This window comes from Okeania sp. SIO3B5, from assembly GCF_010692555.1.
In the GTDB taxonomy this organism is placed as follows: Bacteria; Cyanobacteriota; Cyanobacteriia; order Cyanobacteriales; family Microcoleaceae; genus Okeania.
This window is the reverse complement of sequence record NZ_JAAHHG010000006.1, coordinates 1-14,279: the sequence shown is the minus strand read 5'-3', so window position 1 is coordinate 14,279 and position 14,279 is coordinate 1. Positions and strand designations below refer to the sequence as shown.

Annotated in this window: 16 protein-coding genes; 6 read left to right on the top strand and 10 right to left on the bottom strand. The window is 37.3% G+C overall.

The features are described from left to right. Positions 1–328 precede the first annotated feature (328 nt). From F6K54_RS01425 to F6K54_RS01415, 3 genes are all read right to left on the bottom strand, one after another. The gene (locus F6K54_RS01425) at positions 329–1,045 is read right to left on the bottom strand and encodes a Uma2 family endonuclease (protein WP_293073440.1); all 717 of its coding nucleotides are present in this window, start codon (positions 1,043–1,045) and stop codon (positions 329–331) included. 177 nt (positions 1,046–1,222) lie between these two features. Beyond that, positions 1,223–1,450 carry a type II toxin-antitoxin system HicA family toxin gene (locus F6K54_RS01420; RefSeq protein ID WP_293073437.1) on the bottom strand — a complete coding sequence of 76 codons (228 nt, stop codon included), beginning with the start codon at positions 1,448–1,450 and terminating at the stop codon, positions 1,223–1,225. Next, on the bottom strand, positions 1,443–1,661 hold the full coding sequence (locus tag F6K54_RS01415; protein ID WP_293073434.1) for a type II toxin-antitoxin system HicB family antitoxin: 219 nt from the start codon (positions 1,659–1,661) through the stop codon (positions 1,443–1,445). Before F6K54_RS01415 ends, F6K54_RS01420 begins: the two co-directional genes overlap by 8 nt. Before the next feature lie 241 nt (positions 1,662–1,902). Between F6K54_RS01415 and F6K54_RS01410 the strand changes: the two genes are divergently transcribed. Continuing rightward, positions 1,903–2,154 carry a CopG family ribbon-helix-helix protein gene (locus F6K54_RS01410; protein ID WP_293073431.1) on the top strand — a complete coding sequence of 84 codons (252 nt, stop codon included), beginning with the start codon at positions 1,903–1,905 and terminating at the stop codon, positions 2,152–2,154. Further along, on the top strand, positions 2,151–2,393 hold the full coding sequence (locus F6K54_RS01405; protein WP_293073428.1) for a hypothetical protein: 243 nt from the start codon (positions 2,151–2,153) through the stop codon (positions 2,391–2,393). Before F6K54_RS01410 ends, F6K54_RS01405 begins: the two co-directional genes overlap by 4 nt. A gap of 107 nt (positions 2,394–2,500) precedes the next feature. Here F6K54_RS01405 and F6K54_RS01400 read toward each other — a convergent pair whose 3' ends face one another. The 3 genes from F6K54_RS01400 to F6K54_RS01390 form a co-directional block, all read right to left on the bottom strand. Then, positions 2,501–3,868, bottom strand: coding sequence for a tetratricopeptide repeat protein (locus F6K54_RS01400; protein WP_293073426.1), 1,368 nt, complete (start codon positions 3,866–3,868; stop codon positions 2,501–2,503). Between the two features lie 160 nt (positions 3,869–4,028). After that, on the bottom strand, positions 4,029–6,032 hold the full coding sequence (locus F6K54_RS01395; RefSeq protein ID WP_293073423.1) for a tetratricopeptide repeat protein: 2,004 nt from the start codon (positions 6,030–6,032) through the stop codon (positions 4,029–4,031). Beyond that, the gene (locus F6K54_RS01390) at positions 6,025–7,440 is read right to left on the bottom strand and encodes an AAA family ATPase (protein ID WP_293073421.1); all 1,416 of its coding nucleotides are present in this window, start codon (positions 7,438–7,440) and stop codon (positions 6,025–6,027) included. Before F6K54_RS01390 ends, F6K54_RS01395 begins: the two co-directional genes overlap by 8 nt. Positions 7,441–7,632: 192 nt before the next feature. Between F6K54_RS01390 and F6K54_RS01385 the strand changes: the two genes are divergently transcribed. The 3 genes from F6K54_RS01385 (at position 7,633) to F6K54_RS01375 (ending at position 10,229) form a co-directional block, all read left to right on the top strand. Then, complete coding sequence (locus F6K54_RS01385) at positions 7,633–8,025, top strand: hypothetical protein (RefSeq protein ID WP_293073418.1); 393 nt, start codon at positions 7,633–7,635, stop codon at positions 8,023–8,025. Positions 8,026–8,129: 104 nt separating this feature from the next. Beyond that, positions 8,130–9,311, top strand: coding sequence for an ATP-binding protein (locus tag F6K54_RS01380; RefSeq protein WP_293073415.1), 1,182 nt, complete (start codon positions 8,130–8,132; stop codon positions 9,309–9,311). Positions 9,312–9,434: 123 nt separating this feature from the next. Next, positions 9,435–10,229, top strand: coding sequence for a DUF4058 family protein (locus F6K54_RS01375; RefSeq protein WP_293073412.1), 795 nt, complete (start codon positions 9,435–9,437; stop codon positions 10,227–10,229). Positions 10,230–10,466: 237 nt separating this feature from the next. On the opposite strand, the gene F6K54_RS01370 is transcribed toward F6K54_RS01375, so the two are convergent. The 3 genes from F6K54_RS01370 to F6K54_RS01360 form a co-directional block, all read right to left on the bottom strand. After that, entirely contained in the window at positions 10,467–10,817 is a 351-nt protein-coding gene (locus F6K54_RS01370) for a DUF5615 family PIN-like protein (protein WP_293073409.1), read from the bottom strand. Between the two features lie 110 nt (positions 10,818–10,927). Continuing rightward, on the bottom strand, positions 10,928–12,010 hold the full coding sequence (locus tag F6K54_RS01365) for an RNA-guided endonuclease TnpB family protein (RefSeq protein WP_293073406.1): 1,083 nt from the start codon (positions 12,008–12,010) through the stop codon (positions 10,928–10,930). An 80-nt stretch (positions 12,011–12,090) separates the two neighbouring features. Beyond that, on the bottom strand, positions 12,091–12,321 hold the full coding sequence (locus F6K54_RS01360) for a DUF433 domain-containing protein (protein ID WP_293073403.1): 231 nt from the start codon (positions 12,319–12,321) through the stop codon (positions 12,091–12,093). A 236-nt stretch (positions 12,322–12,557) separates the two neighbouring features. On the opposite strand from F6K54_RS01360, the gene F6K54_RS01355 reads away from it, so the two are divergent. Next, positions 12,558–13,163, top strand: a complete 606-nt coding sequence (locus F6K54_RS01355; protein ID WP_293073400.1) for a GUN4 domain-containing protein — start codon at positions 12,558–12,560, stop codon at positions 13,161–13,163. Positions 13,164–13,390: 227 nt separating this feature from the next. Here F6K54_RS01355 and F6K54_RS01350 read toward each other — a convergent pair whose 3' ends face one another. Then, positions 13,391–13,993: a Uma2 family endonuclease gene (locus F6K54_RS01350; RefSeq protein ID WP_293073397.1), complete on the bottom strand. Its 603-nt coding sequence runs from the start codon at positions 13,991–13,993 to the stop codon at positions 13,391–13,393. Positions 13,994–14,279: the final 286 nt, after the last annotated feature.

The window sequence follows — 14,279 nt, the reverse complement described above, 5'->3', positions numbered from 1 at the left end:
TTTAAGAAGAGGTAATTATTAATTGCTGAATTACTTTTAATATTGATAAATTTTGATAATTATAGCATTTTTTCCAGAAAGAGAAATCAGGGGCGATCGCTCTTTAACTTAAGAAGTTGTTGTTGTGTTTCCTACGTTAACCCAACCTACACTTATTGCACTAAATCCAATGAAGGCGTTAGCGGAGCTTTGCGTTAGCAAATGCCATTCGCCCCTAAATATATAGCAGTCGCCACTATAGTTAGGACATCGGGTAATTATGATGATTTATGACGCGAGCAAGATGCTCGCACTAATTGTCCTAACCGCCTTGGCGGTTGCTATATAGCTACAACTGTTCTGGATCGACACCAAGGGAACGTAACATTTGTTCAAGTTGTTCAGCACGTTGCCGTTCCTTTTCAGCTCGTTGTCTTTCCTGAAGTGCTTCCTCTTCTGGAGTCATAAACCTGTTCCCTTCAGAGTCATACCAATACAACAACTCTCGTTTATAACGGTAATAATTATTAACTTCAGTTCCTATCCCCAGACCTATTTCTGGCATCCACACGGGATTTCCTTGTAAACGTTGATATGCTCCATTTAACAAACGATACACCTCAAAACGCTCATGTTTATCTCGCTTGAAATAGTCTGGGTTATAAACAACATAATACAATACTCCCAACCGAGCGTAATCAGTCATTTTTTCATCGTATTCGTTGCCATAAGTTTTAGAAACAATCTCTAATACGAATATCGGAACAATATAGTTTTCCTCCCAAAGAATATAGGAAGAGCGCAATTGATCATTTTTCAGTGTTGGAACTCCTAGACTGAGGAAACCATCAGGGACTATAGCAACTCTAGGATTTGAGCCAGTGGTGTGGAAAATTCCCATATTTATGCCAAAAAACCAATCAGAGCGATCGCCCCATAACTGATTTAAAATTAGCCATAGCAGGTTAGGAATTAGGATTTGTATTTCGTGATCCACGGGTTTGTCGTCTGAATCAGGTAATTCGTCACTTGATGGTAGGTTGAGTAATTGGTTGTTGTTTACCATAATAATTTGGTTGTGACATTTTAATTATTTAATTTTAGCAAATAATTTGATGATTATAGAAAAAATCGTAGGGTGCATATTTACGGCTCAAATTTAGACTGTGGAAGACATTTGACAATTCGTCGTCACGCACCATTTTGGATGCGTCTGTCTATGTCAATTCTTTTTTTCTGCCCATCATAAATTGGCGATAAACTCATCCGGGGTAATTTTAGCTTGTTTGAGAACGCCGCTAAGAGTACCAATTTTTAATTCGTTATGCAGTGGTACGACACAAACAATTTTTCCATCTGGTAAGGGTTTTTTAAGCACAACGTGACTTCCTGTTTGCCTGACTTGCTCAAAACCCAGACGCTCTAGGGTGCGAATTGCTTCTTTGCTTGAGATTCTTGGCAGTCTAGGCATAACTAACCTCAATATTGGTAACAAATCTTGGGGTTATTTCATCCGGTGGCGGACACTCTTCGAGATATAGTCTTGTTGCTTCTTTAAGATTTGCTAGTGCTTCTTCTATTGTGGCACCTTGGTCAACTGTACCAATTTCAGGACATTCAGCTATATACATATCCTCTTCTCGGTAAACTATGGCAGTAAAGCTTTTAGTTTTCATGGGCATTTTTTGGGAAGTGGTTTTCTCTATAGTAGGATACTTAAAAGGAGCAGTTTTGGCAAGAGAGGAAATGAGGAGCGATCGCTCATCTACTCAATAAGTTAAATTTTTGTTTGTAATTGGGCTTTAGCCTCTCCTGTATCTTATCTGGGAGGTACACCTATAGCGGGCAAGATGCCCGCACTATAAATTGCTACAATTATGATATAGTAGGAAATAGCTAAACTTAAAAATAAATTGATAGTCTATGTTTACTTACGAGCAGGTACTAAATCAAGTATATCATCTTTCCTATACAGATCGACTGAGATTACTAGAAGAATTACAAAAAATGCTTAATGATGAGGTGAAAGTAGTAGAAGATGACGCGAACAATGATTATTTGCAACTGCAAGAGTGGCAGGTAGAGCATATTAAAGAAGGTTTACGCCAGGCGGATGCTGGTGAATTTGCAAGTGAGGAAGAAGTTGCTGCTGCTTTAGCAAGGTGGCGACAATGAAAATAGTTTGGACTCGTCTAGCTGTGTATAATCTTTCTACTGCAGATCGACTGAGATTACTAGAAGCATTGCAACAGATGGTTAATGAGGGGGTAGAAATAGAAGTAGATTCCGAGGTAATTCCTATTTCTGAAATAAATGAAAGTGAATTAGCGTGGCAAGATTATTTGGCAGGTCGCGATCGCGGCATTTCCTCAAAAGAATTAAAATTGAAACTTTTTGGAGAAAAAATTGACTGACTATATTCTTTTGAAAGCTGCACAACGATATATGGGAGGTACACCTATAGCGGGTAAGATGTCCGCATTATAAATTGGTACAATTTTGATGATTTTAGGATTTTTTTTCACTCAGGTAATTTAAACTTAGTGTAGAACCTCCACCACAACATTTGCATCGAATAAGCAATTGTGACAAAGGGAAATCCTATTAACACAAATAAGAGGAATAAAGTTAGCTTAAATCTACCTCTTTGACTAAATTTGAGGAATGATTCATACCATCTTGGCAATGGTAAAGCATTTACTGTTACTCCAGATTCTGCCATTATCTTACGATATTTATGAGACGCAGTAAAACCTTGTTGAAATTTACCACACCTATAATAACACTGACTCAGATTGAATAATATAGTAGCTTCACCTCGGCGATCGCTTATCTCTCTTGCAATATTTAAAGCTTTTTCAAAATACTCTCTTGCTGGAGTTAAATTTCCTAATTCAAATTCAATTAAACCTAGATTTAGTAGAGCAGTTTCCTCCCCATTCAAGTCGCCCATTTGTTTCGTCAATTCTAAAGTTTTTTGAAGATAAGTAATAGCTGCAGAGTATTCTTTGAGGGAGAAGTAAGCACCTCCAATATTTCCTGATGCACTTTTGATACTTTGGCGATCGCCTATTTCTTCTGCTATTTCTAAATGTTGGAAATGATAAGTAATTGCTTCTTGATACTTTTGCTGAGAATAGTAATAACTTCCTAATCCTCCTAATGCTGCTCCTTCTACGCTACGATTATTTGTTTCTTGAGATATTATCAAAGCTTGCTGAAAATAATCTCGTGCTAGATTGTATTTTCCCAGAGAATCATAGAGATGACCAAAATTGACTAATATACCTGCTTCTGTGAAGCGATCGCCCGTTTTTTTCGCCAGTTCTAAACTTTGTTGTAAATAAGAGTTCGCCTGATTGTAATTTCCTAAACCGTAATATGCAGAACCCAGATTTTGTAAGATTCGGTAATTTTTTTCTAGATAATTTTTATTGGCAATTTTCAAACCTTGTTCAAAGTAATCAATAGCTAATTGATAACTACCTGCATAAAAGTGACAATTACCGAGACCATTTAAAAAAATACATTCCCACTTATTATCTAATTTACCTAAAAGTCCCTCGTAAATTTCTTTTTGTTGTTGGTAATAACCCCAAGTACCTAATATATCACGTAATTTTTCATTAGTGGGAGTGTTCAGAGTAATATCAATAATTGTCGTAGCTCTTTCCCAATCTTCCACTTCATACAAATGATGAAAAGCTTCTAAATAACCTTTCACCTGCTCCAAATTAGAAGCATTTGCATGGGGTTTATATTTTGTCAGCCAGTTAATAACTGCCCGATACTGAATCCTTTTCTGGCATGGTTTAATTGACTTAATAGTTGCTGATTCGAGACTAATTTCTCTCAATACTAACTCGCCATTTGGTGTAATATTGGTCATTATTCTATTGACTCATTAATTGTTTTTTTAATTCTTGACATTCTTTCAATTATGGCATTCCTAATTCTGTGAAAATAGTCAACGCCTCAATAAATAGCGATCGCTCATCTACTTAATACGCTCTAATTCACCATCCGTGTATCCGTGGCAAAATCAGTTTCTAGCCCAACTTCTCCCGCAACTCCTGACATTCTTTCAATTCTGGCACTCCTAATTCTGTGAAAATAGCCAACGCCTCATCGCAATACTGTCGTGCTGCATCTAAATTTCCTAAGTGTTGATGGGTTTCTGCTATATTCTTGAGAGCTACTGCTTCGCCATGACGAAAACCTATCTGCTGAAATATCTCTAATGCTGCTTGTGAATATTCCAGAGATTCGGCATACTTTTCTAACTTGAGCAGAGTTTCTCCCCAGTTTGCAAAAGCAATACCCTCGCAAGAACGATTGCCTATTTTCCTAGCTATTTGTAAAAACTGCTGATGATACTTAATGGCTCTGTGATGTTCTCCTAGGTCATCGTAAACACCTCCCAAATTCCCCAAAGCACGACCCTCCTCAAAACGGCTGCCTATTTCCCTGGCTATTTGTAAATGCTGCTGATGGTACTCTATAGCTTTGTAATATTCTCCTAGGGATTTGTAAGCATTACCCAAACTTCCTAAAGCACTACCCTCTTCAAGACGATTGCTTGTTTCCCTGGCTATTTGTAAACTCTGCTGAAAATACTTGATGGCTTTGCCATGTTCTCCTAGGTCATTGTAAACACTCCCCAAATTCCCCAAAGCACTGCCCTCCTCAGAACGGCTGCCTATTTCCCTAGCTATTTGTAAATACTGCTGAAAATACTCCATGGCTTTGTCATATTTTCCTAGGGAATAGTAAGCACTACCCAAATTCCCAAAAGCATTACCCTCCCCAAGGCGATCGTGTATTTCCCTGGCTATTTGTAAACTCTGTTGATAGTACTCCATGGCTTTATCATATTTTCCTAGGGAATAGTAAGCATTACCCAAACTCCCCAAAGCACGACTCTTCTCAGAATGGTTACCTATTTTCCTAGCTATTTGTAAACTCTGTTGATAATAATCCATAGCTTTGTGGTGTTCTCCTAGGAAATCGTAAGCAACACCCAAATTCCCCAAAACAGCACCCTCGCCAAAACGGTAGTCTATTTCCCTAACTATTTGTAAACTCTGTTGATAGTACTCCATAGCTTTGTGATATTCTCTTAGGGAATCGTAAGCATTGCCTAAACCCACCAAAGCAGTACCCTCCCCATAACGGTCACCTGTTTCCCTAGCTATTTGTAAATACTGCTGATGATACTCGATGGCCTTGCCATATTCTCCTAGGGAACAGTAAACATTACCCAAATTCCCCAAAGTACGACCCTCCCCAGAACGGTCGCCTACTTCTTTGGTTATTTGTAAATCCTGCTGATGATACTCAATAGCCTTGTCATATTCTCCTAGGGAATCGTAAGCATTGCCTAAATTCCCTAAAGCACAGCCCTCCAAAGAAGGATAACCTACTTCTCTGGTTATTTGTAAAAGCTGCTGAAAATACTCAATAGCTCTGTGATATTCTCCTAAGCCATCGTAAGCAAGACCCAAACCATTTAAACAAATACAGTCGCTGTATTGGTTTAATTTACCTAATAGTCTACTGTTGAGTTGAATACATTCCTCATAGTAACCCCACCTCAGTAGTTGAGTCTTTAAATCTTCATCAACTGGCGGTACTTCAATAGAAAGAATTTTCCTTGCTCGTTCCCAGTCTTCCACTTCACAAAGATGATAAAATGCTTCTAGATAGCCTTTCACCACCTCTCTTTTCTCATTTACTTCTTGCGGATATTTGTAGTTAGTCACCCAATTAATAACTGCCCGATATTGGTGACGCTTAGAACTTGGCTCAATTAACTTCAGAGCATCTCTGTCAAGCTTCAATAATTTCAAGACATAATCAGCAGGAGGTAAACTAGCTCTTCCTGCCTGATTATTTTTAACTTTCGACTTTAAATTAGGGCTTTGTTGCATGAAGGTGCTAGAAGCATTATAAAGCAAAGGTTTATTGAGAAATCTTATTAATGATAAAGCATTAGACTGCAAGGATTTCAGGATATTCATGCCAAAAAGCCTTAAATTAGGTAAATCAACCATTTTCCCCATCCAACCTCTTTAAATTTTCCAACGACACACTACGAATTAAATTATGTTGTCTCAGTAGAAACTGACCATTTTCATCAACTCCCACTTCCTCAACCAAAAAGCGATCGCGCAAAGTCAGCAACGCCACTTCCTGCTCATCCTTACTACAACTCCAGTCTTCCAAATGACTCAACCAAAAACTCTCTGGCACCTCGCACCTATATATTCCAGTAGCACAAATCAACCGATAAGCATTAAGCGCGTCTTTCTGCAACCGGAAAAAAGTCTTATCAAGTCGCGACTTGACCTTTTTCCGCAACAGACGAGTATATCTGTCTAACTGAAATCGATCGTCAGCACCAGTTATCCCCTTACTCTTTGCCTCCTCAATACCCTTTTCCACCTCCTCAATTTCATTACCATACCTTTTCCAATAAGCTACCACATTACCATTAAAAGGTTTGCTGCCAATTTCTCCCGCAATCACCCGCAACGCCAAAGGATGACCCTCGTAAGCATTACCAATACGTTGTAAATAGGGTAGGTTAGGAGAATTTTCCTCAACCTCCAACCCAGCTTTCCCAAATAACTGCAACTGCTCCGACTTGCTCAAACCAGTCAAAGGTTGAGACACCCAAAAATTCTGATAACGTTCGGGAATTTGCCCAGGCAAATCTTGGGAAGTCAAGATAATGCGACTTTGACATTCTGGAGCAGCCAAAATTTGCTCAAAAAATCTCACCCACAACTCATCCTGAAAATCACTCCATCCCTCATCCTCATTTCCCACCAAAATATTTTCCAGAGAATCAATAATTATCAGATACCGATGTTGTCGCAAACGATTAACTAATTTATAGAGTAACCTTTCCACATCTTGATAATCATCTTGAGTGAGAGACTCTCCCCACTTTTTCAACCACCGGAGAGCAACACTACGAAAATCTCTAGTTTCTTGCTCATTATCAAAATTTTCCTGGCGAAAGTTGCTCCAGTCTCCCTGCAAAAATTCTTGGTGTAGCTCCACCGCCAATTTTTCTGCCAAAGCAGTCTTACCAATACCACTAATACCAACAAGAATAAGTAAGCGACAAGACTCTTTAACCTTTGTAGTAAGTTCAGCTATCAGGTTTTCTCTACCCACCCAAACATCATCATAAGCAAAAAATTCAACAGTGGAATTTTGAGGAGAGGGAGGAGCGTCGTCCACAATTTCTTCCCAGTTAATTCCTACAGTTTTACAAATACCAATAAAAGCATCTCGCTCAATAGGAAGACCGCGCCAAAAACGTTTTAAAGTTGCTTGTGAAGTTAGTGCTAGTTCCCGCCAAGCTTTCTCTGTTTTTGTCCAACCCTTCTTTTTTCTAGCTATATCAACCTTTTCTAGCCCCTCTTTAGAAGCTCTGAGAGTAACAGCCATAAAATATTTTCATATATTGATTGGTTCAATTTTAGCTCACTTTTGGTAACTGAGTTAAAACTGCTTGATTAGTTCCCAAAAATATGAGCCGAAACTGAGGTTTACGGGCAATTGAGTTCATTTATGATTAGTAGTATCAAAGTTGAAACCCAGGCAAACAAGGCCATCAATTTATTTAGTAAGAGGAAAAAAATGCTCACACAACTTACACCAATATTTTTTGCCGTAGATCCTATAATAACTCCCATTCTTGTTGGCAAAATATTGACTTGGTTAACATTAGGCACTGCTGTAGCAAGTATTGTTATAACGGTACTCGATCCTGTAGTTGAAAAAGAGTGGAAGCGACTTAGTAATAGTCAAAAACAGAAAGTGAAGAAGATTAAGGCTACTGCTTATAAATTTTGGGAAAACCATGGTCCAAAAATCAAATTCGTCGTTAATTTTTTATCGCCTTGGGGTACAGTATTCACAAGCGCTGAAAGTCTATATTCTTGGAGCTCATTTTCTCCGGAGGTGCAGAATACTTTGACTAATCAAGGATCGATTAGTCAAGATTACGCAGTCAATTCAAGAATCGATTAGTCAAGATTACACAGTTAGTTAATTTCACAACTATTAGGGGGAATAAGCAATTTATTTCTCCTTATAAAACAAATTTATTCCAACTAAATTAGGAGACAAAAAAAATGGCAAAAGTAGACACCACTTGGCAGAAAAATGTTAAGCCAATATTTGGTCAGGAAAAACAAATGCAAGTAACTGTCAAGGAATTACCCAGTCATGGCAACTCTCATAACCCAGACCCAAAAGTTAGGAGCCATGTAGAAGAAAAGATGGTTAAACATATTTTTTCTGCCCTAGAAAAATATCCAGAAATAGAAGGGGCGCCCACTCCAAAAAAAGTAACCATTCAGTTTACAGATAGCCCCAATCAAACTACCAATAATTCTGCTCAAGAACAAATTCAAGAACAAAAAATTCCTGGAGAAATAGATGCCAGTTTATTAATTAAAGACCCACGAAATTCTCTAGAGAAAATTATCATTCCTCCTACTACAAAAAAAAGGATTCAAGAAATCCTAAATTTGTGTCAAAAAATAGGCTTAATCAAGTCATGGGGTTATGATGATGTCTCAGGAATGATTATATTAGAAGGTCTTCCTGGAACTGGTAAAACAAGTATTGCTCATGGCATAGCTAAAGCTCTAGGTAAGAAAATTTTAGAAGCTAATAACGGACAATTTTCTAGTCGATATGTAGGTCAAACAGAAAACAATATTTGCAGAATTTTTGCAGAGGCAGAAAAGCAAGATGCGGTAGTTTTTCTAGACGAAGTTGACACAGCGGCGGGCAAGCGTTTATCCAACCCTGAAGATACTGCTGCCAGAGGTATAAATTCATCTGTAAATACTCTCCTTGCCGAAATAGAAAAGTTTTCTGGCCTAGTAATAGTAGCAACAAATAATGCTCAAGTTTTAGACGCTGCCTTTGTCGATCGCGGCCTAGATGCTATTTCTATTAGTTTGCCAGATGTGCAATGTCGGCAACGTATTTTTGAAGTTCATATCTCCAAAAAACATCCCCTTGCCCCAGATATATCTTTAGCAAAATTAGCAGATTTTACTGAAGGATTTTCTGGTCGAGAAATCAAGAAAGTCGTCAAAAAAGTAGTATTAAAAACTGCCTCCAGAAATTATGAAAATGAACAAAATATTTCGACAATGAATGATTTTCTAGAAGCAATTGAACAAGTGCGTCACACAAAAAATATCATCTCAAATAGCCAAGATTCCCAAACAAAAAATTGGATGTTAAGCCAAGCAATGGAAATCACAAATGGTCAGAATAATGATAATCATAAGTCATAGGTAATGACTAATTGCTAAGGTCAAATTACCATGATAAAATAGATGAGGGTAGGTGTAACACTTACCTTTTTTTTATGATGTAAAATACAAAAAAACTAGCGATCGCTCAAAGGATAAAAAATTATGCCATCCCCATTTCCTGGTATGGACCCATATTTAGAACATCCCGATTTATGGCCGGGATTACATCTACATCTAACTGTGAAGATGGCTGACTTATTATCTCCCCAACTATATCCTAAATATTTTGTTTCCCTACAAGTAAGAATGTATGAAGAAAAAGATATAGAATCTTTATTTGTAGATATTCCAGATGTTTCAGTGCTGTCAAAAAAAAGCCAAATTAACACTTCAAATTATACAGAATCTCAAGTTGCAATAATAGAACCTTCCACAAAACCTATAACAGTAACTCTGCCAATACCTATAACTATTCGCCAAGGATATTTGGAAATTCAAGAAGTAGCAACTAAGGAAGTTGTAACTACCATAGAAATATTATCTCCTTCTAATAAAAAAGGTGGAAAAGGTAGAGAAATTTATCTAGAAAAACGAGAAAAAATTTTAGATAGTTTGACTAATTTTATCGAAATAGATTTACTGCGTCGCGGTCAACGAATGCCTATTTCAAATCATAAAAATAAAAGTCATTATCAGATTTTAGTGAGTCGCGTAAAGCAACGACCAAGAGCTGATTTATATGCCTTTAATATCCAAAATAAAATCCCTGAATTTCCATTACCATTACGCCCAGAAGATACAGAACCAATTATAGATTTACAAGCTTTATTAACTAATATTTATGATGTTGGCAGTTACGATTTAAAAATAGATTACACTCAAAAACCAGTACCAAAATTATCAGAAAATGATGCAACTTGGGCAGATACTTGGTTGCGACAAGAAGGAATAAGATAAGCATTTCCTGCGGGATACTGCGCAAACAGCTATTACCTGCCCAATATATGCTGTATAATCCACAGGACTTATGCAGAAACCGGGTTTATCAAAATAACATGGGTCTAAAACCCCGCCTTTTAAGGCGTAATATTTTTGGAGAGTTGCTCAAAATCCCCGTTACAAAAATAACTTCTGACTTCTGACTTCTGACTTCTGACTTCGTTAACAACCCGGTTTATTGGTGGACAATGAACTTCAATTACTACGAATTCTCACTCTTCCTGGCGATGCCGTAACAATAGCTCCTGCCTGTAGTTCGCGATTGTAACGCATAAGAACTTCAACACAAACTTCTGCCTGTTTTTTAGTCGCTATATTCACCAAACGGATAATTCCGTAGTGAGGTTGACCGCGAACTATTGCTATTTCACCGAAATCTTTGTCAAGAGTAACTAAAGTTCGCTGTTCCTGGTAAGCTATTGCCAAAATTTCGTTATCACCTGGATCTTCTAACCAGTCACCTGTATATATGACATCGTAACCGTTAGTTTGCAGTTGCTCACGAATTCCACCCGAAACGCAAGTATCAAGTAGCAGCTTGATCATTTATTTTCTATTAGTAATGGTTCGACTGCTTCATAAAACCGATATAAAACGTCAAATAAGTGACATTTTAATGTTTACTTCCTGCTTCCACTGAGGCCGTCAGCGGTTACTCATCCACAGGCATTCACGGTCAAGCCGACCGCATCTCTCAAATTTATACTGGCGTTTAAATCTCTATCTATTGACAAGCCACATTCAGGGCAATCATAAGTCCTTACATTTAATGGCATATCTTGAACGTGACCGCAGTGTGAGCAAGTTTTTGATGATGGAAAAAACCTGTCAACTACCACTAGCTCAGAACCGTACCATTCGCACTTATATTCTAGCTGTCGTCTAAATTCATAAAATCCTTGGTCGGCTATTGATTTCGCTAGTTTATGATTGCGTAACATTCCGCTGACATTCAAATCTTCAATTGAGACAGTGCCGTGGTTTTTGGCTAAGTATGTTGTCAATTTATGAATTGCGTCTTTGCGGATGTTAGCTACTTTTGCGTGTAGCTTGGCAATTTTCAGTTGTGCTTTTTTCCAGTTGGCAGAGCCTACCTCTTTATGACGATTTAGGTATTGCAATCGAGACAACTTAGCTTCAAATCTGCGATAAGATTTTACGCTCTCAAATACTTTTCCATCACTCAAAGTCGCTAAGGTTTTCACCCCTAAATCTACACCAACTACATCAGTTTTTTTGGGCGTGGTTGTGGGATTCCATTCATAGCTACAACTGAGATACCAATCACCCGCTTGCCTACTAATAGTTATTTTTTTAGTCGTTGCCTCAATCGGTTCATAAGTTTTTACCCAACCTATAAAAGGTAACTTGTGAGACCAACCATTAAGTTCTATTGGTTTTCCACAATTATCTATTGTGAATGAATCCGACCTACCTTTTTTCTTAAACCTTGGGTATTTTCCTAACCCTTTAAAGAATCTTTTGAAGGCTTCACCTAAATTTATGAAAGCGTATTGGTAAACTCTAGATGACAAATTTTTCATCCAGGGATATAAAGCCTTTGTATGATTGGTAAAAACTTCTCTCAGCTTACGGGTATTAGGCTTATAACCAGCCTTGTAAGCAGCATTCCACAAGCTTAAACCCCAATTATAACACCAACGTGAGTAGCCTGCGTGTTGAGCCATCAGAGTTTTCTGCTTATTATTAAGTTTGAGCTTGGTTCTAATGGATTTCATGTTATGTGTGTTTTGTATGCGCAGCAAACAGAGTCTGTTTAATAGTACGCTTTATAATTTATTATATCGTTATTCTTGGATTAAGTCAATCCTCTCTCGTGACTGACTAATTTATAAGCATAGAGCAGACAAGCTTGGATATCTTCTGGTTCTAACCAAGCATAACCTTCTAAGATGGTCTCAGGGGTGTCTCCTGCTGCTAACATTCCCAAGATATGTTCCACTGCCAAACGACGACCCCGAATTATAGGTTTGCCGTTGAAAATTTTAGGATTGACAGAGATTCTGTCTAATAGTTTGATGTCGTCCATATATCAACAATTAATATTATATCTGGCTGAATACTTAATTATATTATAAAGACTTTTTTCTCGAAACATAATATTATTTCTACAATCGTTCTGGGTGTCGTTACGATAGTGACTGTAATAGTTACTACTACGATGTTGGTTTTCGTGTAGTTTGCAATGTTTAAATGTGGCGATCGCCCTTGACAACCAAAAACAGTTAATATTATTCTGAGTCGAGTTTCTAAATTTTGAATAAAATGAAATATTTACCTCGTATCTTTGGTATAACATTCCTAGTATTAACTCTAGTAAATTATTCTGGACGATTATTTTCAGAAGAAATAGCTTCGGGATTGGAATCTAATAATGAACCTCTAATTTTAGCTCAGAAGGTTGACTATACAAGGCTGCGTGATTTATTGAGGAGGGGACAATGGCAAGAAGCAGACAAAGAAACAAGGATGGTAATTTTAAGACTGGCAGGCTATTCAAGAAGATCGGCATGGTTGAGAGATAGAGATGCTAGGAATTTTTCTTGCCAAGATTTAAGCACGATTGACAAACTTTGGCTGAAATATAGTAAAGGTAATTTTGGCTTTTCTGTGCAAAAGCAAATTTATCGGAGTCTAGGTGGTATGAGAGGTCTGGATGCCAGACGTGCTTACGAAGTTTGGAAAAAGTTTGGAGACAGAGTAGGATGGCGTAAAGGAGGAAAATGGTTACTGTATAAAAGATTAACTTATAGTAAAATGCGTAGGGGATTTCTACCAATCAGAATGAATGTCGCTGGTAGTCCCAGTACAGGAATGGGGGTAAGAAATGGCCGATTTTGGCGGATTCTTGCTCGATGTAAAAATTTATAGAATTTAACATATAGTTGTTTAGTTGTTTCAGACTTCAATAGAAAAAAGTTTGAGGAAGCCAATTTTACGGTTTTTGACGGTAACGTTAGATAAGCGATCGCCTCTTTCTCTAACCACTGTTGTACTTCTTCAAAAAAATAATAACAATGCACAACCATTACGATGCACCACCAAGGTAGGAAAAATATTAATTTCATTACTGTTTTTTCATGTAATAGATGTTTTTACTAACCCCAAACTTCTGTCAAATCTAAAACAAATCCAGGTAATACATCTTCCCCAGATAAACTATTAGGATTTTCTAATATTTCCACGTCTCTATTTTGGCGATAAATCTCCACTTGCCGATTTTTACTATCAATTAACCAACCTAATTTTGCACCATTTGATTGATACTCTTTCATCTTTTTCTGTAATTCGGAAATAGTATCATTTTTAGAGCGTAATTCTATTACAAAATCAGGACATAAAGGTGCGAAAGTTTCCTTTTGTTCTCTAGTCAAACTATCCCATCTTTCCTGTTTTACCCAAGCAGCATCGGGAGAACGACTACTACCATTAGGTAGATGAAAACCACTAGAAGAATCAAAAGTTTTCCCCAGTTTTGTTTGATAGTTCCATAACCAAAGTTGTCCTGTAATACTTGAGTTACGATTTCCCGTACCGCTTCCTGTTGGTGCCATAACAATTAATTCTCCTTTGGCAGTTCTTTCTAATTGCAAATCTCGGTTTACCAGTGCTAACTCAACAAATTGTTCGTGAGTAATTTTGAGATTAATTTCTTTAGGAATATTAACAGCTATTGTCTGAACTAAGTTAGTTGTCACCATAATTTTTTACCTTTGCTGAAAATAACAATAGAGTCTTTTCTCCAATTCTAAAACAGTTAATTTTTTTATCTTATATTCTATTCTACCAAAGTGGAAAAAATATTGCTATATTAAATTTTTTATGGTCGTGCATGGCTTTGTTGCATGAAAATATATAGTTGCCGCACTTGATCCGCATATGTACTTCATAACGCGCGGAAACTACTGTAACTATTGGACAATAGATCAATAGAACATCAATGTTTGAGGTGAAAAAGACTGAAACTTTTACCTGTAAGAGCTTTGA

What these genes read in the sequence shown, in the direction of transcription:
- F6K54_RS01425 (WP_293073440.1), bottom strand. Translation starts at nt 1,045, where the DNA reads ATGGTAAACAACAACCAATTACTCAACCTACCATCAAGTGACGAATTA.
- F6K54_RS01420 (WP_293073437.1), bottom strand. Translation starts at nt 1,450, where the DNA reads ATGCCTAGACTGCCAAGAATCTCAAGCAAAGAAGCAATTCGCACCCTA.
- F6K54_RS01415 (WP_293073434.1), bottom strand. Translation starts at nt 1,661, where the DNA reads ATGCCCATGAAAACTAAAAGCTTTACTGCCATAGTTTACCGAGAAGAG.
- F6K54_RS01410 (WP_293073431.1), top strand. Translation starts at nt 1,903, where the DNA reads ATGTTTACTTACGAGCAGGTACTAAATCAAGTATATCATCTTTCCTAT.
- F6K54_RS01405 (WP_293073428.1), top strand. Translation starts at nt 2,151, where the DNA reads ATGAAAATAGTTTGGACTCGTCTAGCTGTGTATAATCTTTCTACTGCA.
- F6K54_RS01400 (WP_293073426.1), bottom strand. Translation starts at nt 3,868, where the DNA reads ATGACCAATATTACACCAAATGGCGAGTTAGTATTGAGAGAAATTAGT.
- F6K54_RS01395 (WP_293073423.1), bottom strand. Translation starts at nt 6,032, where the DNA reads ATGGTTGATTTACCTAATTTAAGGCTTTTTGGCATGAATATCCTGAAA.
- F6K54_RS01390 (WP_293073421.1), bottom strand. Translation starts at nt 7,440, where the DNA reads ATGGCTGTTACTCTCAGAGCTTCTAAAGAGGGGCTAGAAAAGGTTGAT.
- F6K54_RS01385 (WP_293073418.1), top strand. Translation starts at nt 7,633, where the DNA reads ATGCTCACACAACTTACACCAATATTTTTTGCCGTAGATCCTATAATA.
- F6K54_RS01380 (WP_293073415.1), top strand. Translation starts at nt 8,130, where the DNA reads ATGGCAAAAGTAGACACCACTTGGCAGAAAAATGTTAAGCCAATATTT.
- F6K54_RS01375 (WP_293073412.1), top strand. Translation starts at nt 9,435, where the DNA reads ATGCCATCCCCATTTCCTGGTATGGACCCATATTTAGAACATCCCGAT.
- F6K54_RS01370 (WP_293073409.1), bottom strand. Translation starts at nt 10,817, where the DNA reads ATGATCAAGCTGCTACTTGATACTTGCGTTTCGGGTGGAATTCGTGAG.
- F6K54_RS01365 (WP_293073406.1), bottom strand. Translation starts at nt 12,010, where the DNA reads ATGAAATCCATTAGAACCAAGCTCAAACTTAATAATAAGCAGAAAACT.
- F6K54_RS01360 (WP_293073403.1), bottom strand. Translation starts at nt 12,321, where the DNA reads ATGGACGACATCAAACTATTAGACAGAATCTCTGTCAATCCTAAAATT.
- F6K54_RS01355 (WP_293073400.1), top strand. Translation starts at nt 12,558, where the DNA reads ATGAAATATTTACCTCGTATCTTTGGTATAACATTCCTAGTATTAACT.
- F6K54_RS01350 (WP_293073397.1), bottom strand. Translation starts at nt 13,993, where the DNA reads ATGGTGACAACTAACTTAGTTCAGACAATAGCTGTTAATATTCCTAAA.